Origin of the sequence: Pseudomonas paraeruginosa (assembly GCF_003025345.2) — a bacterium.
Taxonomy (GTDB): Bacteria; Pseudomonadota; Gammaproteobacteria; order Pseudomonadales; family Pseudomonadaceae; genus Pseudomonas; species Pseudomonas paraeruginosa.
Window position 1 is genome coordinate 1,437,232 of the sequence record NZ_CP020560.1, and the last position, 19,741, is coordinate 1,456,972.

At 66.3% G+C, this 19,741-nt stretch carries 17 protein-coding genes; 14 read left to right on the top strand and 3 right to left on the bottom strand.

Annotation, left to right across the window (positions count from 1 at the left end; all coding sequences use genetic code 11):
• Nucleotides 1–126: 126 nt before the first annotated feature.
• The 9 genes from B7D75_RS06945 (at nt 127) to ispD (ending at nt 12,739) form a co-directional block, all read left to right on the top strand.
• Complete coding sequence (locus B7D75_RS06945; protein WP_012074697.1) at nt 127–1,542, top strand: alanine/glycine:cation symporter family protein; 1,416 nt, start codon at nt 127–129, stop codon at nt 1,540–1,542.
• 131 nt (nt 1,543–1,673) lie between these two features.
• Nucleotides 1,674–5,195: a DNA polymerase III subunit alpha gene (gene dnaE / locus B7D75_RS06950; protein ID WP_033996792.1), complete on the top strand. Its 3,522-nt coding sequence runs from the start codon at nt 1,674–1,676 to the stop codon at nt 5,193–5,195.
• 149 nt (nt 5,196–5,344) lie between these two features.
• Entirely contained in the window at nt 5,345–6,295 is a 951-nt protein-coding gene (gene accA, locus B7D75_RS06955) for an acetyl-CoA carboxylase carboxyl transferase subunit alpha (protein ID WP_003109333.1), read from the top strand.
• Between the two features lie 69 nt (nt 6,296–6,364).
• On the top strand, nt 6,365–7,684 hold the full coding sequence (gene tilS, locus B7D75_RS06960; RefSeq protein WP_107113870.1) for a tRNA lysidine(34) synthetase TilS: 1,320 nt from the start codon (nt 6,365–6,367) through the stop codon (nt 7,682–7,684).
• 170 nt (nt 7,685–7,854) lie between these two features.
• Entirely contained in the window at nt 7,855–9,483 is a 1,629-nt protein-coding gene (locus B7D75_RS06965) for a CTP synthase (protein WP_003092366.1), read from the top strand.
• 2 nt (nt 9,484–9,485) lie between these two features.
• A complete protein-coding gene (gene kdsA / locus B7D75_RS06970) occupies nt 9,486–10,331 on the top strand; it encodes a 3-deoxy-8-phosphooctulonate synthase (RefSeq protein WP_012074700.1) in 846 nt (281 codons plus the stop codon).
• A 45-nt stretch (nt 10,332–10,376) separates the two neighbouring features.
• Nucleotides 10,377–11,666: a phosphopyruvate hydratase gene (gene eno, locus B7D75_RS06975; protein WP_058162325.1), complete on the top strand. Its 1,290-nt coding sequence runs from the start codon at nt 10,377–10,379 to the stop codon at nt 11,664–11,666.
• 64 nt (nt 11,667–11,730) lie between these two features.
• The gene (gene ftsB / locus B7D75_RS06980) at nt 11,731–12,015 is read left to right on the top strand and encodes a cell division protein FtsB (RefSeq protein WP_003098569.1); all 285 of its coding nucleotides are present in this window, start codon (nt 11,731–11,733) and stop codon (nt 12,013–12,015) included.
• A gap of 19 nt (nt 12,016–12,034) precedes the next feature.
• The gene (ispD, locus tag B7D75_RS06985) at nt 12,035–12,739 is read left to right on the top strand and encodes a 2-C-methyl-D-erythritol 4-phosphate cytidylyltransferase (RefSeq protein WP_043102910.1); all 705 of its coding nucleotides are present in this window, start codon (nt 12,035–12,037) and stop codon (nt 12,737–12,739) included.
• A 66-nt stretch (nt 12,740–12,805) separates the two neighbouring features.
• Here the strand turns inward: ispD and yedF are convergent, their stop codons facing one another.
• From yedF to gfnR, 3 genes are all read right to left on the bottom strand, one after another.
• The gene (gene yedF, locus B7D75_RS06990; RefSeq protein ID WP_012074702.1) at nt 12,806–13,054 is read right to left on the bottom strand and encodes a sulfurtransferase-like selenium metabolism protein YedF; all 249 of its coding nucleotides are present in this window, start codon (nt 13,052–13,054) and stop codon (nt 12,806–12,808) included.
• Nucleotides 13,020–14,246 carry a selenium metabolism membrane protein YedE/FdhT gene (yedE, locus tag B7D75_RS06995; RefSeq protein WP_053806605.1) on the bottom strand — a complete coding sequence of 409 codons (1,227 nt, stop codon included), beginning with the start codon at nt 14,244–14,246 and terminating at the stop codon, nt 13,020–13,022. The genes yedF and yedE overlap by 35 nt, the downstream gene beginning before the upstream one ends.
• A gap of 75 nt (nt 14,247–14,321) precedes the next feature.
• Complete coding sequence (gfnR, locus tag B7D75_RS07000) at nt 14,322–15,230, bottom strand: glutathione-dependent formaldehyde neutralization regulator (RefSeq protein ID WP_003152335.1); 909 nt, start codon at nt 15,228–15,230, stop codon at nt 14,322–14,324.
• A gap of 131 nt (nt 15,231–15,361) precedes the next feature.
• Here gfnR and B7D75_RS07005 point away from each other — a divergent pair, with 131 nt between their 5' ends.
• From B7D75_RS07005 to surE, 5 genes are all read left to right on the top strand, one after another.
• The gene (locus B7D75_RS07005; protein ID WP_003152336.1) at nt 15,362–16,474 is read left to right on the top strand and encodes an S-(hydroxymethyl)glutathione dehydrogenase/class III alcohol dehydrogenase; all 1,113 of its coding nucleotides are present in this window, start codon (nt 15,362–15,364) and stop codon (nt 16,472–16,474) included.
• A gap of 53 nt (nt 16,475–16,527) precedes the next feature.
• Nucleotides 16,528–17,379, top strand: a complete 852-nt coding sequence (gene fghA / locus B7D75_RS07010) for an S-formylglutathione hydrolase (RefSeq protein ID WP_003152338.1) — start codon at nt 16,528–16,530, stop codon at nt 17,377–17,379.
• Nucleotides 17,380–17,449: 70 nt separating this feature from the next.
• Nucleotides 17,450–17,923 (top strand): 2-C-methyl-D-erythritol 2,4-cyclodiphosphate synthase, encoded by a 474-nt coding sequence (gene ispF / locus B7D75_RS07015; RefSeq protein ID WP_003152340.1) that lies wholly within the window; start codon nt 17,450–17,452, stop codon nt 17,921–17,923.
• Nucleotides 17,920–18,987, top strand: coding sequence for a tRNA pseudouridine(13) synthase TruD (truD, locus tag B7D75_RS07020; RefSeq protein ID WP_053816832.1), 1,068 nt, complete (start codon nt 17,920–17,922; stop codon nt 18,985–18,987). The genes ispF and truD overlap by 4 nt, the downstream gene beginning before the upstream one ends.
• On the top strand, nt 18,975–19,724 hold the full coding sequence (gene surE / locus B7D75_RS07025; protein WP_107113871.1) for a 5'/3'-nucleotidase SurE: 750 nt from the start codon (nt 18,975–18,977) through the stop codon (nt 19,722–19,724). The genes truD and surE overlap by 13 nt, the downstream gene beginning before the upstream one ends.
• Nucleotides 19,725–19,741: the final 17 nt, after the last annotated feature.

Genomic DNA, 19,741 nt, shown 5'->3' on the forward strand with positions numbered 1-19,741 from the left:
AAGTGCCAATCACAGCGAAATTTCGTTCGGCTCGCACGTCATACCGTATGTGTCCGAAACACGCGGCCTTCTGCCCGGAGGGTCGGCTGACAACAATCCGCCACAAGCGGAACAGGGGAGTTATCCATGCAAGAATTCGCCACTCAGGTCGTCGACCTGCTCAACGGCCTTATCTGGGGCAAGATCCTCATCTGGCTGCTGGTCGGTTGCGGCCTGTACTTCACCGTGCGCCTGGGCCTGATCCAGTTCCGCCACTTCGGCCACACCTTCAGCGTGCTCAAGGGCAGCCGGCAGTCCGACGACTCGGGTATCTCCTCCTTCCAGGCGCTGTGCACCTCGCTGGCGGCGCGGGTCGGTACCGGCAACGTGGCCGGCGTGGCGGTGGCGATCACTCTCGGCGGGCCCGGCGCGGTGTTCTGGATGTGGGCGATCGCCCTGGTGGGCATGGCCACCGGCTTCGTCGAGGCGACCCTCGCCCAGTTGTTCAAGATCCGCGACGACAAGGGCCAGTTCCGCGGCGGCCCGGCCTACTACATGGAGAAAGGCCTGGGTGCGCGCTGGATGGGCATCCTGTTCTCGATCTTCCTGATCATCGCCTTCGGCTTCGTCTTCAACTCGGTGCAGGCCAACACCATCACCGGCGCCATGCAGGGCGCCTTCGGCGTGCCGACCTGGATCAGCGGCATCGCCGTGGTGATCCTCACCGCGCTGATCATCTTCGGCGGCCTGCGCTCCATCGCGCGCTTCTCCGAGCTGGCGGTACCCTTCATGGCGGTGGCCTACCTGCTGCTGGCGGTCGGCATCATCCTGTTCAACCTCAGCGAGCTGCCGGGCGTCCTGGCGATGGTGGTGAAGAGCGCCTTCGGCTGGCACGAGGCCGCCGCCGGCGGCCTCGGCGCGGCGATCCTCAATGGCTTCAAGCGCGGCCTGTTCTCCAACGAGGCGGGCATGGGTTCGGCGCCCAACGCCGCCGCCTCGGCCACCCCCTATCCGCCGCACCCGGCGTCCCAGGGCTACGTGCAGATGGCCGGCGTGTTCATCGACACCCTGCTGATCTGCACCGCCTCGGCGGCCATCATCCTGCTGGCCGGACCGCAGGAAGGCGAGGGCATCATGCTGGTGCAGAATGCCCTGACCAGCCAGGTCGGCGACTGGGGCCGCTACTTCCTGGCGGTGATCATCCTGTTCTTCGCCTTCACCTCCATCGTCGCCAACTATTTCTATGCCGAGAACTGCCTGGTCTTCCTCGAGCACAACCACTTGGCTGGCCTGCTGATCTTCCGCCTGATCGTGCTGGCCATGGTGATGTTCGGTGCGATGGCTTCGCTGCCGTTCGTCTGGAACCTCGCCGACGTGTCGATGGGGCTGATGGCGATCACCAACCTGATCGCGATCCTGCTGCTGTCCAACCTGGCGATCAAGCTGGCCAGGGACTACAACGCCCAGCGCAAGGCCGGCAAGCTGCCGACCTTCGATGCCAGCCAGTTCCCGGAAGTCCAGCGGAAGCTCGAGCCGGGCATCTGGGACGACCGCCGCGCCTGAGCGCGTGGGCGGGGCGACGTCGCGTGACGAACCCCACGCGCATCGCCCGCTCTTGAACCTGTAGCTTTGCCACCAGGCCCGGTACAATCCGGGCCTTGTCGTTTTTGCGTTATTTCTGCTCCGGGGCCTTCATGACCGTATCCTTCGTTCACCTGCGTCTGCATACCGAATTCTCCCTGGTCGACGGCCTGGTCCGGGTCAAGCCCCTGGCCAAGGCGGTGGCGGGACTGGGCATGCCGGCGGTGGCGGTCACCGACCAGAGCAACATGTGTTCGCTGGTGAAGTTCTACAAGACCGCCATGGGTGCCGGCATCAAGCCGATCTGCGGGGCCGACATCTGGCTCGCCAGCCGCGAGGAAGACGGTCCGCTCAGCCGCCTGAGCCTGCTGGCGATGAACGCCAGGGGCTACCGCAATCTCACCGAGCTGATTTCCCGCGGCTGGAGCGAAGGCCAGCGCAACGGCGAGATCATCATCGAGCGCGACTGGGTCAAGGCGGCGGCGGAGGGCCTGATCGCGCTGTCCGCGGCCAAGGAAGGCGAGATCGGCCACGCGCTGCTCGACGGCGAGGAGGCCAAGGCCGAGGCGCTGTTGCGCGAATGGATGGAGGTGTTCCCCGAACGCTTCTACGTCGAAGTGCAACGCACCAGCCGGGTCAACGACGAGGAGCACCTGCATGCGGCGGTGGCCCTGGCGTCACGCTGCAATGCGCCGCTGGTGGCGACCAACGACGTGCGCTTCATCAGGCAGGAAGACTTCGAGGCCCACGAGACCCGCGTCTGCATCGGCGAGGGACGGACCCTCGACGATCCGCGGCGGCCGCGCACCTATTCGGACCAGCAGTACCTGAAGTCGCCGGCGGAAATGGCCGAGCTGTTCAGCGACCTCCCCGAGGCGCTGGAGAACACCGTGGAGATCGCCAAGCGCTGCAACATCGAGGTGCAGCTGGGCAAGTACTTCCTGCCGGACTTTCCCACGCCCAATGGCATGGGTATCGACGACTACCTGCGGCACGCTTCCTTCGAAGGCCTCGAGGAGCGCCTGGAGGTGCTGCTGCCGAAGGATACCCCGGACTACGAGGCCAGGCGCCAGGTCTACGTCGACCGTCTGAACTTCGAGCTCGACATCATCATCCAGATGGGCTTCCCCGGTTACTTCCTCATCGTGATGGACTTCATCAAGTGGGCGAAGAACAACGGCGTGCCGGTAGGCCCCGGGCGGGGCTCGGGCGCCGGCTCGCTGGTGGCTTACGTGCTGAAGATCACCGACCTCGACCCGCTGGCCTACGACCTGCTGTTCGAACGTTTCCTCAACCCGGAACGGATCTCCATGCCCGACTTCGACGTCGACTTCTGCATGGAAGGCCGCGACCGGGTGATCGACTACGTGGCCGATGCCTACGGGCGCAACGCGGTCAGCCAGATCATCACCTTCGGCACCATGGCGGCGAAGGCGGTGGTGCGCGACGTGGCCCGGGTCCAGGGCAAGTCCTACGGCCTCGCCGACCGGCTGTCGAAGATGATCCCGTTCGAAGTCGGCATGACCCTGGAAAAAGCCTACGAGCAGGAAGAAATGCTCCGCGACTTCCTCAAGAGCGACGAGGAAGCCGCCGAAATCTGGGAGATGGCCCTCAAGCTGGAAGGCATCACCCGTGGTACCGGCAAGCACGCCGGTGGCGTGGTGATCGCGCCGACCAAGCTGACCGACTTCTCGCCGATCGCCTGCGACGAGGAAGGCGGCGGCCTGGTGACCCAGTTCGACAAGGACGACGTGGAGGCGGCCGGCCTGGTGAAGTTCGACTTCCTCGGCCTGCGGACCCTGACCATCATCAAGTGGGCGATGGAGATCATCAACCGCGAACAGGCCAAGAAGGGCCTGGAACCGGTGAACATCGACTTCATTCCGCTGGACGACAAGCCGACCTACGCGCTGTTGCAGAAAGCCGAGACCACCGCGGTGTTCCAGCTCGAATCGCGCGGCATGAAGGAGCTGATCAAGAAGCTCAAGCCGGACTGCCTGGAAGACCTCATCGCCCTGGTGGCGCTGTTCCGCCCGGGCCCGTTGCAGTCGGGCATGGTGGACGACTTCATCAACCGCAAGCACGGCCGCGCCGAGCTGTCCTATCCGCATCCCGACTACCAGTACGCCGGCCTGGAGCCGGTGCTCAAGCCTACCTACGGCATCATCCTGTACCAGGAACAGGTGATGCAGATCGCCCAGGTCATGGCCGGCTACACCCTCGGCGGCGCGGACATGCTGCGCCGGGCCATGGGCAAGAAGAAGCCGGAGGAAATGGCCAAGCAGCGCGGTGGCTTCATCGAGGGCTGCAAGAACAACGGCATCGATGCCGACCTGGCGGGCAACATCTTCGACCTGGTGGAAAAGTTCGCCGGCTACGGCTTCAACAAGTCGCACTCGGCCGCCTACGGCCTGGTCTCCTACCAGACCGCCTGGCTGAAGACCCACTTCCCGGCGCCGTTCATGGCCGCGGTGCTCACCGCGGATATGCAGAACACCGACAAGGTGGTGACGCTGATCGAAGAATGCCGGCACATGAAGCTGCGTATCGTCGCGCCGGACGTGAACAACTCCGAGTTCCGCTTCACCGTCGACGACGACGGCCGCATCGTCTACGGCCTGGGTGCGATCAAGGGCGTCGGCGAAGGGCCGGTGGAGGCGATCACCGAGTGCCGCGCCGAAGGCGGGCCGTTCAACACCCTGTTCGACTTCTGCGACCGCGTCGACCTCAAGCGCATCAACAAGCGCACCCTGGAAGCGCTGATCCGCGCCGGCGCGCTGGATCGCCTCGGGCCGCACTACCACGACGAGCTCAAGGCCTACCAGGCCACCGTCGACCTCAATCGCGCGGTGCTGCTGGCAGCGATGGAGGAAGCGATCCAGGCCGCGGAGCAGACCGCGCGCAGCCACGACAGCGGGCACATGGACCTGTTCGGCGGGGTCTTCGCCGAGCCGGAGGCGGATGTCTACGCCAACCACCGCAAGGTCAAGGAGCTGACCCTCAAGGAACGCCTGAAGGGCGAGAAGGACACCCTCGGCCTGTACCTGACCGGCCACCCGATCGACGAATACGAAGGCGAGGTGCGGCGCTTCGCCCGCCAGCGCATCGTCGAGCTGAAGCCGGCGCGCGATACCCAGACGGTGGCAGGGCTGATCGTCAACCTGCGGGTGATGAAGAACAAGAAGGGCGACAAGATGGGCTTCGTCACCCTCGACGACCGCTCCGGGCGGATCGAGGCCTCGCTGTTCTCCGAAGCCTTCGCCGCGGCCCAGTCGCTGCTGCAGACCGACGCGCTGGTGGTGGTCGAGGGCGAGGTCAGCCAGGATGACTTCTCCGGCGGCCTGCGCCTGCGCGCCAAGCGCGTGATGAGCCTGGAGGAGGCGCGCACCGGGCTGGCGGAGAGCCTGCGGATGAAACTGCACGCCGACCTGTTGAAGGGCGACCGCCTGCGCTGGCTGGGCGAACTGTTCAACCGCCATCGCGGTTCCTGTCCGATCACCCTGGACTACACCAGCGCCGACGCCAAGGCCCTGCTGCAGTTCGGCGAGAGCTGGCGGGTGGATCCGGCGGACGATCTGATCCAGGCATTGCGTGACCAGTTCGGGCGCGACAACGTCTTCCTCAATTATCGTTAATCGCGATGGGCGATAACGCCGTTGTTCCGCGCTCTGCGGCGGGAAAACGCGGATCGCCCTTGCTCCCGGCTCGACCCCTGGCGCCCGATCCCGTAAGGTAGGGCGCCAAACGGAAACGGCCCACTAGAATCTGCGCACGACGGAAGCCTATGAACCCGAACTTTCTTGATTTCGAACAGCCGATCGCCGACCTGCAAGCCAAGATCGAAGAGCTGCGCCTGGTGGGCAACGACAATGCGCTGAACATCAGCGACGAAATCTCGCGTCTGCAGGACAAGAGCAAGGCGCTCACCGAAAACATCTTCGGCAATCTGTCCAGCTGGCAGATCGCCCAGCTCGCGCGCCATCCCAAGCGTCCCTATACCCTCGATTACATCGGCTACCTGTTCAGCGATTTCGAGGAGCTGCACGGCGACCGGCATTTCGCCGACGACCCGGCGATCGTCGGCGGCGTTGCCCGTCTCGACGGCTCCCCGGTGATGGTCATCGGCCACCAGAAAGGCCGCGAGGTGCGCGAGAAGGTCCGGCGCAACTTCGGCATGCCGCGTCCGGAAGGCTATCGCAAGGCCTGCCGCCTGATGGAAATGGCCGAGCGCTTCAAGATGCCCATCCTGACCTTCATCGACACGCCCGGCGCCTACCCGGGCATCGATGCCGAGGAACGCGGCCAGAGCGAGGCGATCGCCTGGAACCTGCGGGTGATGGCACGGCTGAAGACGCCGATCATCGCCACCGTGATCGGCGAGGGCGGTTCCGGCGGCGCGCTGGCCATCGGCGTCTGCGACCAACTGAACATGCTGCAATACTCCACCTACTCGGTGATCTCGCCGGAAGGCTGCGCGTCCATCCTCTGGAAAACCGCCGAGAAGGCGCCGGAAGCCGCCGAGGCCATGGGCATCACCGCCGAGCGCCTGAAAGGCCTGGGCATCGTCGACAAGGTCATCGACGAACCGCTGGGCGGCGCCCATCGCGATCCGGCGAGCATGGCCGAATCGATCCGTGGCGAACTGCTGGCGCAACTGAAGATGCTCCAGGGCCTGGAAATGGGTGAGTTGCTGGAGCGTCGTTACGACCGCCTGATGAGCTACGGCGCGCCGTAAGCCATCCGGCGCACTGGTACGATCGACAAGCCCGGCATTCGCCGGGCTTGTCGCATGAGGAGCGCAAGCATGCCGGCAGTGCCGCTCGAATCCCGTCTGTTACAGGCCCTGGCGCCCTGGCGCGAAGCGAGGGGCTGGTGCGTGGCTTTTTCCGGCGGGCTGGATTCCACGGTGTTGCTGCACCTCCTGGCCCGCCTGGCTCGGAGCGAAGCCCTGCCGGCGCTGTCGGCGCTGCATGTCCATCATGGCTTGCAGACTGCGGCGGACGCCTGGCCGGCGCACTGCCAGGTGGTCTGCCGGTCGCTGGGCATCCCGCTGCGGGTCGAGCGGGTGCAGGTCGCCGTTGGCGGCAGCATCGAGCAGGCGGCGCGCGCTGCCCGTTATCGCGCATTCCAGGCGAGCCTGGGCGAAGGGCAGGTGCTGCTCACCGCGCAGCATCTCGACGACCAGGCCGAGACCTTGCTGTTCCGCCTGTTGCGTGGAGCGGGCCTGCGCGGCCTGGCGGCGATGCCGGCGAGCCGGCCGCTGGGCGGCGGCCGCCTGTGCCGACCCTTGCTCGGGGTTTCCCGCGCCGAACTGGAAGCCTATGCGCAGACGCACCGGCTGGACTGGGTGGAGGATCCTTCCAACCAGGACCCGCGCTTCTCGCGCAACTACCTGCGCCAGGAGGTCATGCCGCGTCTCGCCTCCCACTGGCCGCAGGCCGCCGCCGGCATGGCGCGCTGCGCGGCGCACCTGCGCGAGGCCGAAGAGCTGCTGGGTGAGCTGGCGGCCATCGACCTCCGAGCCTGCCGCGCACCCTCGGATCCGGACTGGCTGGACCTGCCCCGGATCGCCCTGGAACCTTTGCGCCGCCTCGGCGCCGCGCGCCAGCGCAACCTGCTGCGGGCGTGGCTGGCACCGCTGACGCGCTTGCCGGACAGCGACCACTGGGCCGGCTGGGAATCGCTGCGCGACGCCGGCGAAGATGCCGACCCGATCTGGCGCCTGGAGAGCGGCGAGCTGCGCCGCGGCGCGGGGCGGCTCTGGTGGCTGCCGGCGGCCTGGCGCGCGGCGGCGGGACCGTTCGTCTGGGAACATCCCGCCCATCCGCTGGCGCTGCCCGGCAACGGTCGACTGGCATTGCTCGGCGAACTTCCGCCCGGTCCGCTGCGCGTCGACTACCGGCGGGGTGGGGAAGTACTGGCCCTGGCCGGGCGCGGTCGCCGCGACCTCAAGCGTTTGCTCAACGAGGCGGGCGTACCGAGCTTCCTGCGCGGTCGTTTGCCGCTACTCTTCCGCGCCGACGAACTGCTCGCGGTGGCCAACATTCCTGGCCTGGACGGTCCCCGCGAGGGAGGCTGGCGGTTGTCCTGGAGCCCGCCGACGAACGACCCGGGTTTGAGCTAGTAAGCCGTTTCCAGTAGACTACGCTCCCGTCTTGTACTGCTCCCGCCGATTCCCTCCGGAATCAGCAGGAGTTTGCTTTGCCCACGGATTTGTCCGTGGCGGGAGCTGGCCTCCCTTCTCCGAATCCCCGGCGGCTGATCCCGCCTAAACGCTGACTTCTAGGGTTTTTCATGACGCGCTACATCTTCGTCACGGGTGGTGTTGTTTCTTCATTGGGGAAAGGCATCGCTTCGGCTTCTCTGGCTGCGATCTTGGAAGCGCGTGGCCTGAAGATCACGATGCTCAAGCTGGACCCTTACATCAACGTGGACCCGGGCACCATGAGCCCGTTCCAGCACGGTGAGGTCTTCGTGACCCAGGACGGCGCCGAGACCGACCTGGACCTGGGCCATTACGAGCGCTTCGTTCGTACCACCATGACCCAGAACAACAACTTCACCACCGGCCGCGTCTACATGGACGTGCTGCGCAAGGAGCGCCGCGGCGACTACCTGGGCGCCACCGTGCAGGTGATCCCGCACATCACCGACGAGATCAAGCGGCGCATCATCAAGGGCGCCGGCGATGCCGACGTGGCCCTGGTGGAGATCGGCGGTACCGTCGGCGACATCGAGTCGCAGCCGTTCCTCGAGGCGATCCGCCAGCTGCGCGTCGAGATCGGCGCCAAGCGCGCGATGCTGATGCACCTGACCCTGGTCCCGTACATCGCCACCGCCGGCGAAACCAAGACCAAGCCGACCCAGCACTCGGTCAAGGAGCTGCGCTCCATCGGCCTGCAGCCGGACGTGCTGGTCTGCCGTTCCGACCACCCGATCGACGTCTCCTCGCGGCGCAAGATCGCGCTCTTCACCAACGTGGAAGAGCGCGCGGTGATCGCCCTGGAAGACGTCGACACCATCTACCGCATCCCGTCGGTGCTGCACGCCCAGGGCCTGGACGACATCGTCGTCGAGCGCTTCGGCCTGGAATGCGGCCAGGCCGACCTGTCCGAGTGGGACCGGGTGGTCGATGCCAAGCTCAACCCCGAGCGTGAAGTCACCATCGCCATGGTCGGCAAGTACATGGAACTGCTCGACGCGTACAAGTCGCTGATCGAGGCGATGACCCACGCCGGCATCCAGAGTCGCACCAAGGTCAACCTGCGCTACATCGACTCCGAGGACATCGAGCAGCAGGGCACCAGTCTGCTGGAAGGCGTCGACGCCATCCTGGTCCCGGGCGGCTTCGGCCTGCGCGGCGTGGAAGGCAAGATCAGCACCGTGCAGTACGCCCGCGAGAACAAGATCCCCTACCTGGGCATCTGCCTGGGCATGCAGGTCGCGGTCATCGAATACGCGCGCAACGTGCTCGGCTGGAGCGATGCCAACTCCACCGAGTTCGACAAGTCCAGCGGCCATCCGGTGGTCGGCCTGATCACCGAATGGCAGGACGCGACCGGCGCCACCGAGATCCGCACCGAAGCTTCCGACCTGGGCGGTACCATGCGCCTGGGCGCCCAGGAATGCCAGTTGCAGACCGGCACCCTGGTGCACGACTGCTATGCCAAGGACGTGATCGTCGAGCGCCATCGTCATCGCTACGAAGTGAACAACAACCTGCTGCCGCAACTGGAGCAGGCCGGCCTGAAGATTTCCGGCCGCTCCGGCGACGGCGCCCTGGTGGAAGTGGTCGAGGCCCCGGAACATCCGTGGTTCGTCGCCTGCCAGTTCCACCCGGAGTTCACCTCCACACCGCGTGATGGCCACCCGCTGTTCAGCGGTTTCGTCAACGCCGCGCTGAAATATTCCGGGAAGGCCTGAGCATGGCACAGAAGATCGTTCGCGTCGGCGATATCCAGATCGGCAACGACCTGCCGTTCGTGCTGTTCGGCGGCATGAACGTGCTGGAGTCGCGCGACCTGGCCATGCAGGTCTGCGAAGAATACGTACGGGTTACCGAGAAACTCGGTATCCCCTATGTATTCAAGGCCAGCTTCGACAAGGCCAACCGCTCCTCGATCCACTCGTTCCGTGGCCCGGGCCTGGAGGAGGGGATGAAGATCTTCGAAGAGATCAAGAAGACCTTCAAGGTACCGGTCATCACCGACGTCCACGAGCCGCACCAGGCCCAGCCGGTGGCCGAGGTCTGCGACATCATCCAACTGCCGGCCTTCCTCTCGCGGCAGACCGACCTGGTGGTGGCGATGGCCAGGACCAACGCGGTGATCAATATCAAGAAGGCCCAGTTCCTCGCGCCCCAGGAGATGAAGCACATCCTGACCAAGTGCGAGGAAGCCGGCAACGACCGCCTGATCCTCTGCGAGCGCGGCTCCTCCTTCGGCTACAACAACCTGGTGGTCGACATGCTCGGCTTCGGCATCATGAAGCAGTTCGAGTACCCGGTGTTCTTCGACGTCACCCACGCCCTGCAGATGCCCGGCGGTCGCGCGGATTCCGCCGGCGGCCGGCGCGCCCAGGTCACCGACCTGGCCAAGGCCGGGCTCAGCCAGAAGCTCGCCGGGCTGTTCCTCGAGGCCCATCCGGACCCCGAGCACGCCAAGTGCGACGGTCCGTGCGCGCTGCGCCTGAACAAACTCGAAGCCTTCCTGTCCCAGCTCAAGCAACTGGACGAGCTGATCAAGAGCTTTCCTGCAATCGAGACTGCCTAGTCTCCTCAGACCGCCCCGTTCATTCACTCCGGAGTGTTAACAAGAATGGCAAAGATCGTCGACATCAAGGGCCGTGAGGTCCTGGACTCCCGCGGCAACCCGACCGTTGAAGCGGACGTGATCCTGGACAACGGCATCGTCGGCAGCGCCTGCGCGCCTTCCGGTGCTTCCACCGGTTCCCGCGAGGCCCTCGAGCTGCGCGATGGCGACAAGAGCCGTTACCTGGGCAAGGGCGTGCTGAAAGCCGTGGCCAATATCAACGGCCCGATCCGCGACCTGCTGCTGGGCAAGGACGCGGCCGACCAGAAAGCCCTCGACCACGCGATGATCGAGCTGGACGGCACCGAGAACAAGGCCAAGCTGGGCGCCAACGCGATCCTCGCGGTGTCCCTGGCCGCCGCCAAGGCCGCCGCCCAGGCCAAGGGCGTGCCGCTGTACGCGCACATCGCCGACCTCAACGGCACCCCCGGCCAGTACTCCATGCCGGTGCCGATGATGAACATCATCAACGGCGGCGAGCATGCCGACAACAACGTCGATATCCAGGAATTCATGGTCCAGCCGGTCGGCGCGAAGAACTTCGCCGAGGCGCTGCGCATGGGCGCCGAGATCTTCCATCACCTCAAGGCCGTGCTGAAGGCCCGTGGCCTGAACACCGCGGTCGGTGACGAAGGCGGCTTCGCGCCGAACCTGTCGTCCAACGAAGACGCCCTGGCCGCCATCGCCGAGGCCGTCGAGAAGGCCGGCTACAAGCTGGGCGACGACGTGACCCTGGCCCTGGACTGCGCCTCCAGCGAGTTCTTCAAGGACGGCAAGTACGACCTCGAAGGCGAAGGCAAGGTATTCGACGCCGCCGGTTTCGCCGACTACCTGGCCGGCCTGACCCAGCGTTACCCGATCATCTCCATCGAGGACGGCATGGACGAGTCCGACTGGGCCGGCTGGAAGGGCCTGACCGACAAGATCGGCGCCAAGGTCCAGCTGGTCGGCGACGACCTGTTCGTGACCAACACCAAGATCCTCAAGGAAGGCATCGAGAAGGGCATCGGCAATTCGATCCTGATCAAGTTCAACCAGATCGGTTCGCTGACCGAGACCCTGGAAGCCATCCAGATGGCCAAGGCCGCCGGCTATACTGCGGTGATCTCGCACCGTTCCGGTGAAACCGAGGACTCGACCATCGCCGACCTGGCCGTGGGCACCGCCGCCGGTCAGATCAAGACCGGTTCGCTGTGCCGCTCCGACCGCGTGTCCAAGTACAACCAGCTGCTGCGTATCGAAGAGCAGCTGGGCGCCAACGCGCCGTACCGTGGTCGCGCGGAATTCCGCGGCTGAGCCTGGTCTGGTACGGTGAAGGGGTGGCAAGAGCCACCCCTTTTCTTCTCAAGGAGTTCGAGGCTTGAGGTTACGTAGCCCCTACTGGCTGTTCGTGGTGCTGATCCTCGCGCTGGCGGGCCTGCAGTATCGCCTCTGGGTTGGCGATGGCAGCCTGGCGCAGGTGCGCGACCTGCAGAAGCAGATCGCCGACCAGCATGGCGAGAACGAGCGCCTGCTGGAGCGCAACCGGATTCTCGAAGCCGAAGTCGCCGAGCTGAAGAAAGGCACCGAGACCGTCGAGGAGCGTGCGCGACACGAACTCGGCATGGTCAAGGACGGCGAAACCCTCTACCAGCTCGCCAAGTGAGCTGACGACCCTTTTCCCGATGACGACTTCCGACCTTCCCGCCTTCTGGACGGTGATCCCCGCCGCCGGCGTGGGTTCGCGCATGCGCGCCGACCGCCCGAAGCAATACCTCGATCTTGCCGGTCGCACCGTGATCGAACGCACCCTCGACTGTTTCCTCGAGCATCCTATGCTCAGGGGCCTGGTGGTCTGTCTGGCCGAGGACGATCCCTACTGGCCCGGGCTGGATTGCGCCGCCAGCCGGCACGTGCAGCGAGCGGCCGGCGGCGTCGAACGGGCCGACTCGGTGCTCAGCGGCTTGCTGCGCCTGCTGGAACTGGGCGCCCGGGCCGACGACTGGGTGCTGGTGCACGATGCGGCCCGGCCGAACCTGACACGCGGCGACCTCGACCGCCTGCTCGAAGAACTCGCCGAGGATCCGGTCGGTGGCCTGCTGGCGGTACCGGCGCGGGACACTCTCAAGCGCGCCGACCGCGACGGCCGGGTCAGCGAAACCATCGACCGCTCGGTGGTCTGGTTGGCCTACACGCCGCAGATGTTCCGCCTCGGCACCCTGCATCGGGCGCTGGCCGATGCGCTGGTGGCCGGCGTGGCGATCACCGACGAGGCTTCGGCGATGGAGTGGGCCGGCTATGCACCGAAGCTGGTGGAAGGGCGCGCCGACAACCTGAAGATAACCACCCCGGAAGACCTGCTGCGCCTGCAGCGAAGTTTTCCGCACTGACGGTATGCACGTGCAGTAAAAAAGCCGACCCTGGGGTCGGCTTTTCCGTATCTGCGCGATCGCCGCTCAGCCTTCCAGCGGCACCTCTATGAGGAAGCGGAACAGCGCGCCGTGCTGCTCCACCGCCAGGCATTTGTAGCCCTGTCGCTGGGTGTCTTCGGGAATGCCGTGGACCGACTGCGAGCAGTCGGTGACCACTTCCAGGCGTTCGCCCGGCTGCATGGTGGCCAGGGTTTCCAGGGTGGCGATGGCGTTGTACGGGCAATGTTCGCCGCGCAGGTCAAGCGACAGGGTCGGTTTGTCGGGCTGGCTCATGGTTCGGTTTCCGCGGTCGGGTGAATCGGGAGGCGTTCAGTTGTACCAGCAGCAGGCACAGGGCGAGGCCGGCGAAGGTCAGCAGCAGGCCGTTGCCGGGGCCGAAGCTTTCCAGCAGGTCGATCTTGGGATAGGGCAGGGCGAGGCGGGTACCCAACTGGTCCCAGAACACCGCCACCAGGGTGCCGCCGATGACGTTGCCGATGCCGACCACCCAGAAGTGCACCTGGCCCTCCATCGAGCGGTACATCCAGCCGGTCTCGCAACCGCCGGCGAGGACGATGCCGATGCCGAAGAGGATGCCGCCGATGATCGCGTTCGGTCCCATCCAGAAGATCTTCGGCGCGACGCCCAGGCGGATCGCGGCGAAGGTGCCGATGCAGGCGGCCGCCATGCCGAGCAGGATGCCGAAGGCGGCGCGGGTCCGGCCGGTGGTCCAGAGGTCGCGCGCGGCGCTGGTGAAGCAGATCTGCGCGCGCTCGATCAGGCCGCCGAACAGCAGGCCGAACAGGCAGGCCATGCCCAGCACCAGCGATGCTTCGAAGCGCCAGGCGGCGAACAGTGCGGCGAACGCCAGTACCGCCAGGCCCAGGCGGGCCTGCAGGCGTGCGCGCCGGGCCAGGCTTTCGGCGCTGGGCAGCGCGCTGGCGCCGGCGCCGACCTTCAGCGGCGTGCGCAGGAACGGCAGCAGGCTGATCTTCACGCCGATCCAGGCGCCGCCGACGGTGGCGAACATGAAGGCCCAGGCGTGCACGGAGAACATCGGGATGCCAGTGAAGAACGCCGCCAGGTTGCAGCCCATCGCCAGGCGCGCGCCGAAGCCGGCGATGATCCCGCCGACCAGGCCCTGCAACAGGCGCCGCTTGCTGGTCGGCCAGCGCAGGCTGACATTGCCGGCCCACAGCGCGCAGCACAGGGCGCCGAGGAGCATGCCGATGATCATCACCCCGTCGACCCGGTCCAGCGGCGTGCCTTGCAGGCCGATCAGCCGGAAATAGCTCCAGTCCTGTGTCTGGTAGCCGAACCAGGACAGCACGTGGCCGCCCCAGCGGGTGAATTCGCCGGTCACCGCCCAGAAGGTGCCGGTGATGGCGAAGTAGTAGGCGGAGGCGACGCCGAGGGCGACCAGCGCCGGCAGCGGCGACCAGAACCTCACCAGGTAGCGTTGGCGAAACGCGTTGAAGGCAGACATGCGACTTCCTTGAATCGATGGCGGGTGGAACGGGAAACCGCCAAGTCTATCGCAGCGTGGATTTTCCTTACTGCTTCAGCGCAGGTTTTTCTCCTCGGCGAGCCCCGGATGGGACCGCGCCAGGCCTTCCTTGAGATAGTCCACCAGTTGCCTGACTTTCGGCGACAGGTGCCGCTGCTGCGGGTACAGCGCCCACACCGCGGTGTTCGGTGGCTGGTGGCCTTGCAGCAGGGAGACCAGCCGGCCGCTGCGCAGGTGGTCGATCACATAGTAGTCGGGCAACTGGCATAGACCGAAGCCACGCAGCGCGGCGTCGAGTACCGCCTGGCCGCTGTTGCAGCGCCAGTTGCCCTGGACCCGGTGCTGGGTTTCCCGGCCGTCCTCGAGAAAGCTCCACAGGTCGCTGCTGCCGATCAGGCAGTTGAACTGGCCGAGTTCCGCCGGTGACTGCGGAGTGCCGTGGCGGCGCAGGTATTCCGGGGTGGCGCAGAGGTACATGACGCGCGGCGCCAGGCGCGTGGCGACCAGACGCGAATCGCTCAGGCGGCCGAGGCGGATGGCCAGGTCGAAGCCCTCGTGGAGCAGGTCCAACTGGCGGTTGGAGAGTTCGATGTCGACCCGCAGTTGCGGATAGTCGGCCATGAAGGCATTCACCAGCGGCACGATGAAACGTTCGCCGTAGGCCACCGCGCAGGTCATGCGCAGCAGGCCCTTGGGCTCCGCGGAGAGGTCGCTGACCGCGCGCAGGGCCTCGTCGCGGGCGTCCTGCAGGCGCTGGCAGTGTTGCAGGAAGGTCTGCCCGGCCTCGCTCAACGATACCCGCCGGGTGCTGCGGTAGAGCAGGCGGGTCTGCAGGCGTTCCTCCAGGCGGGCGACCTGGCGGCTGATGTGCGAAGAGGAGACGCCCATGCGTTCGGCCGCGGCGGTGAACTGCCCGGTTTCGGCGACGGCGACGAATTCGTCCAGTCCTTCCCAGCGATTCATCTGGATTGTCCCTGCATGGCAATAATGTTTTGATTATTGCCTGATTATTCCTTGAAACGGGGTTTTCTACACTTTCCGTTTTGGCGGGTCGCGTCGAGGCCTGCCGGCTTCCATCGTTCAGGAGTTCCGAGATGATCAAGTCCCGTGCCGCCGTCGCCTTCGCCCCCAACCAGCCGTTGGAAATCGTCGAAGTGGATGTGGCGCCGCCGCAGAAGGGCGAGGTACTGGTGCGCATCGTCGCCACCGGCGTCTGCCATACCGACGCGTACACCCTGTCCGGCCAGGATTCCGAAGGGGTGTTCCCATGCATCCTGGGTCATGAAGGGGGCGGTATCGTCGAAGCGGTGGGCGAGGGCGTGACCTCCCTCCAGGTGGGCGACCACGTCATCCCGCTGTACACCGCCGAATGCGGCAAGTGCAAGTTCTGCCTGTCCGGCAAGACCAACCTCTGCCAGGCGGTGCGCGCCACCCAGGGCAAGGGCCTGATGCCCGACGGCACCAGTCGCTTCTCCTACAAGGGCGAGCCGGTCTACCACTACATGGGCTGCTCGACCTTCTCCGAGTACACCGTGCTGCCGGAAATCTCCCTGGCGAAGATTCCCAAGGACGCCCCGCTGGAAAAGGTCTGTCTGCTCGGCTGCGGCGTCACCACCGGGATCGGCGCGGTGCTCAATACCGCCAAGGTGGAAGAGGGCGCCACCGTCGCCATCTTCGGCCTGGGTGGCATCGGCCTGGCGGCGATCATCGGGGCGAAGATGGCCAAGGCCTCGCGCATCATCGCGGTCGACATCAACCCGGCCAAGTTCGACATCGCCAGGGAACTGGGCGCCACCGACTTCATCAATCCGAAGGAACATGACAGGCCGATCCAGGACGTCATCGTCGAACTGACCGATGGCGGCGTCGACTATTCCTTCGAGTGCGTCGGCAATGTGCAACTGATGCGCGCCGCCCTGGAGTGCTGCCACAAGGGCTGGGGCGAGTCGGTGATCATCGGTGTCGCCGGTGCCGGCCAGGAAATCAGCACCCGGCCCTTCCAGCTGGTCACCGGGCGCGTCTGGCGCGGTTCGGCGTTCGGCGGCGTGCGCGGACGCAGCGAGCTGCCGAGCTATGTCGAGAAGGCGCAGCAGGGCGAGATCCCGCTGGATACCTTCATCACCCACACCATGGGGCTGGAGGACATCAACGAGGCCTTCGAGCTGATGCACGAAGGCAAGAGCATCCGCACCGTCATTCATTACTGACAAGCCATCGTGGCGGACCCTGCGGCTCGCCACGACCGTTTCACGGAGGTCACGTGAAGGATTCCCTCGAACTGATCGGCAGCCAGAAGAGCTTCGGCGGCTGGCACCAGCGCTACCGGCATTTTTCCCGGACCCTGAACTGCGAGATGGTCTTCGCCATCTACCTGCCGCCCCAGGCCGAGCCGGAGGCTGCGCTGCCGGCGCTGTACTGGCTGTCCGGTCTGACTTGCAACGACGAGAACTTCATGCAGAAGGCCGGCGCCCAGCGCGTCGCCGCCGAACTCGGCCTGGTGCTGGTGGCGCCGGATACCAGCCCGCGCGGCAGCGGCGTGCCCGGCGATCCCGACGGCGCCTGGGATTTCGGCCTGGGCGCAGGCTTCTACCTGAACGCCACGCAGGAGCCCTGGTCCGCGCACTACCGCATGCACGACTATGTGGTCCACGAACTGCCGGCACTGATCGAGGCGCATTTCCCGGTGTCGCAGCGGCGCGGCATCAGCGGCCACTCGATGGGCGGGCATGGCGCGCTGGTCTGTGCCCTGCGCAACCCGGGACGCTACCTGTCGCTGTCGGCGTTCGCCCCGATCTGCAATCCGAGCGATTGTCCCTGGGGGCAGAAGGCGTTCTCCCGTTATCTCGGCGAGGAGCCGGCGGCCTGGCGCGAGTGGGATGCCTGCGCGTTGCTCGAAACTGCCTCCGAACGCCTGCCGATCCTGGTCGACCAGGGCGAGCGCGACGACTTCCTCGCCGTCCAGCTCAAGCCGGAAGCGCTGCGCCGCGCCGCGCGGGAGGCCGGTCATCCGCTGGAGCTGCGTTTGCAGCCGGGCTATGACCACAGCTACTACTTCATCGCCAGCTTCATCGAGGATCACCTGCGACACCATGCCCGGGTTCTCGACGGTTGATCCGCGATACCTGAAGCCTGTCCCGATCCGGGGTAGAATCACGCCCTGATTCCAACCAGGGCGTTTTTTCATGCGAATTGGCCATGGCTACGACGTGCATCGCTTCGGCGAGGGCGACTACATCACCCTCGGTGGCGTGCGCATTCCCCACAAACACGGGCTGGTCGCCCACTCCGACGGCGACGTGCTGTTGCACGCCTTGTCCGACGCGCTGCTGGGCGCGGCGGCGCTGGGCGACATCGGCAAGCACTTCCCGGACACCGACCCGCGCTTCAAGGGCGCCGACAGTCGCGCGTTGCTGCGACATGTGGTCGCCATCGTCGCCGAGAAGGGCTGGAAGGTCGGCAACGTCGACGCCACCATCGTCGCCCAGGCGCCGAAGATGGCGCCGCACATCGAGACCATGCGCGGGTTGATCGCCGAGGATCTCGGTGTCGCGCTCGACCAGGTCAACGTCAAGGCCACCACTACCGAACGGCTTGGTTTCACCGGACGCGAAGAGGGCATTGCTGTACATGCGGTCGCTTTGCTGATGGCCCGATGAGCGTTCTCGGCGAGCTCGACCTGCTCGGACCGCGCGCCCATGGCGCGGCCTGCGGCGAGGCGGTCTTGAAGGCGGTGGCCGAGGATTTCCAGGTCGACGAGGTGCTGGACATTCCCCTCAGCGGTGAAGGCGAGCACCTCTGGCTTTGGGTGGAAAAGCGCGGGCTGAACACCGAGGAGGCGGCCCGACGCCTGGGCCGCGCCGCCGGTGTGCAGCAGAAGCATGTCAGCTATGCCGGGCTGAAGGATCGCCAGGCCCTGACCCGGCAATGGTTCAGCCTGCACCTGCCGGGCAAGGCCGACCCCGACCTGGGCGCAGCCGAGGGCGAAGACCTGCGGATCCTTCGCCGCACCCGTCACTCGCGCAAGTTGCAGCGGGGCGCGCATGCCGCCAACGGCTTCACCCTGCGCCTGACCGCTCTGCGGGCGGAGCGCGTCCTTCTCGACGCGCGGCTCGAACGTATCGCCGCGGTCGGCGTGCCCAACTATTTCGGCCTGCAGCGCTTCGGCCATGGCGGCGGCAACCTGGTCGACGCGCGCAGTTGCGCGGAGCAGGACCTGCTGCCGGCGAATCGCAACCTGCGTTCGCGCTTCCTTTCCGCCGGGCGCAGCTACCTGTTCAACCGCCTGCTCGCCGAGCGGGTCGCGGAGGGCAGCTGGAACCGTGCAGCGGTCGGCGACCTGCTGGCCTTCACCGACAGCCGCAGCTTTTTCCCCGCCGGCGAGGAAGAATGCCGCGATGCCCGCCTGGCCGCCCTCGACCTGCACCCCACCGGCCCGCTCTGGGGCGAGGGCGATCCGCCGAGCGGCGCTGGCACCCTCGAACGCGAGCTGGCCCTGGCCGGGAGCGAGCCGGCGCTGTGCCGCTGGCTGGCGAAGGCGGGCATGGCGCACGAACGGCGCATCCTGCGGCTCCCCATCCAGGGGCTGGCGTGGCATTATCCCGAACCTGATGTTCTGCAACTGGAATTCGTCCTGCCGGCCGGTTGTTTCGCCACCGTAGTGGTGCGCGAAATCCTCGACCTGGTACCGACAGGGCAGACGGAAAACCCATGCGCATACTGATTGCCAACGACGACGGGGTGACCGCACCCGGTATCGCCGCGCTTTACGACGCGCTGGCGGATCATGCCGATTGCGTAGTGATCGCCCCCGACCAGGACAAGAGCGGCGCCAGCAGTTCCCTGACGCTGGACCGCCCGCTGCATCCGCAGCGCCTGAACAATGGATTCATCAGCCTCAACGGCACGCCGACCGATTGCGTGCACCTGGGCCTGAATGGCCTGCTGGAGGAACTGCCGGACATGGTGGCGTCGGGGATCAACCTGGGCGCCAACCTCGGCGACGACGTGCTCTATTCAGGGACCGTGGCCGCGGCTATCGAGGGGCGTTTCCTGAACTGCCCGGCCTTCGCCTTCTCGCTGGTCTCGCGGCTGCCGGACAACCTGCCCACCGCCATGCATTTCGCCCGCCTGCTGGTCGCCGCCCACGAGCGGCTGGCCGTGCCGCCGCGCACCGTGCTCAACGTCAACGTCCCCAACCTGCCGCTGGAGCGCGTGCGTGGCATCCAGCTGACCCGCCTCGGCCATCGCGCCCGCGCCGCCGCGCCGGTGAAGGTGGTCAATCCGCGCGGCAAGGAAGGCTACTGGATTTCCGCCGCCGGCGACGCCGAGGACGGCGGCCCCGGAACCGACTTCCACGCCGTGATGCAGGGCTACGTGTCGATCACCCCGCTGCAACTGGACCGCACCTTCCATGAAGCCTTCGGTGGTCTCGACGAATGGCTGGGAGGGCTGAAGTGATGTCCGAAGACCTGCAC

What these genes read in the sequence shown, in the direction of transcription:
- accA (WP_003109333.1), top strand. Translation starts at nt 5,345, where the DNA reads ATGAACCCGAACTTTCTTGATTTCGAACAGCCGATCGCCGACCTGCAA.
- B7D75_RS06965 (WP_003092366.1), top strand. Translation starts at nt 7,855, where the DNA reads ATGACGCGCTACATCTTCGTCACGGGTGGTGTTGTTTCTTCATTGGGG.
- gfnR (WP_003152335.1), bottom strand. Translation starts at nt 15,230, where the DNA reads ATGAATCGCTGGGAAGGACTGGACGAATTCGTCGCCGTCGCCGAAACC.
- ispD (WP_043102910.1), top strand. Translation starts at nt 12,035, where the DNA reads ATGACGACTTCCGACCTTCCCGCCTTCTGGACGGTGATCCCCGCCGCC.
- yedF (WP_012074702.1), bottom strand. Translation starts at nt 13,054, where the DNA reads ATGAGCCAGCCCGACAAACCGACCCTGTCGCTTGACCTGCGCGGCGAA.
- B7D75_RS06945 (WP_012074697.1), top strand. Translation starts at nt 127, where the DNA reads ATGCAAGAATTCGCCACTCAGGTCGTCGACCTGCTCAACGGCCTTATC.
- truD (WP_053816832.1), top strand. Translation starts at nt 17,920, where the DNA reads ATGAGCGTTCTCGGCGAGCTCGACCTGCTCGGACCGCGCGCCCATGGC.
- dnaE (WP_033996792.1), top strand. Translation starts at nt 1,674, where the DNA reads ATGACCGTATCCTTCGTTCACCTGCGTCTGCATACCGAATTCTCCCTG.
- kdsA (WP_012074700.1), top strand. Translation starts at nt 9,486, where the DNA reads ATGGCACAGAAGATCGTTCGCGTCGGCGATATCCAGATCGGCAACGAC.
- B7D75_RS07005 (WP_003152336.1), top strand. Translation starts at nt 15,362, where the DNA reads ATGATCAAGTCCCGTGCCGCCGTCGCCTTCGCCCCCAACCAGCCGTTG.
- ispF (WP_003152340.1), top strand. Translation starts at nt 17,450, where the DNA reads ATGCGAATTGGCCATGGCTACGACGTGCATCGCTTCGGCGAGGGCGAC.
- tilS (WP_107113870.1), top strand. Translation starts at nt 6,365, where the DNA reads ATGCCGGCAGTGCCGCTCGAATCCCGTCTGTTACAGGCCCTGGCGCCC.
- yedE (WP_053806605.1), bottom strand. Translation starts at nt 14,246, where the DNA reads ATGTCTGCCTTCAACGCGTTTCGCCAACGCTACCTGGTGAGGTTCTGG.
- eno (WP_058162325.1), top strand. Translation starts at nt 10,377, where the DNA reads ATGGCAAAGATCGTCGACATCAAGGGCCGTGAGGTCCTGGACTCCCGC.
- surE (WP_107113871.1), top strand. Translation starts at nt 18,975, where the DNA reads ATGCGCATACTGATTGCCAACGACGACGGGGTGACCGCACCCGGTATC.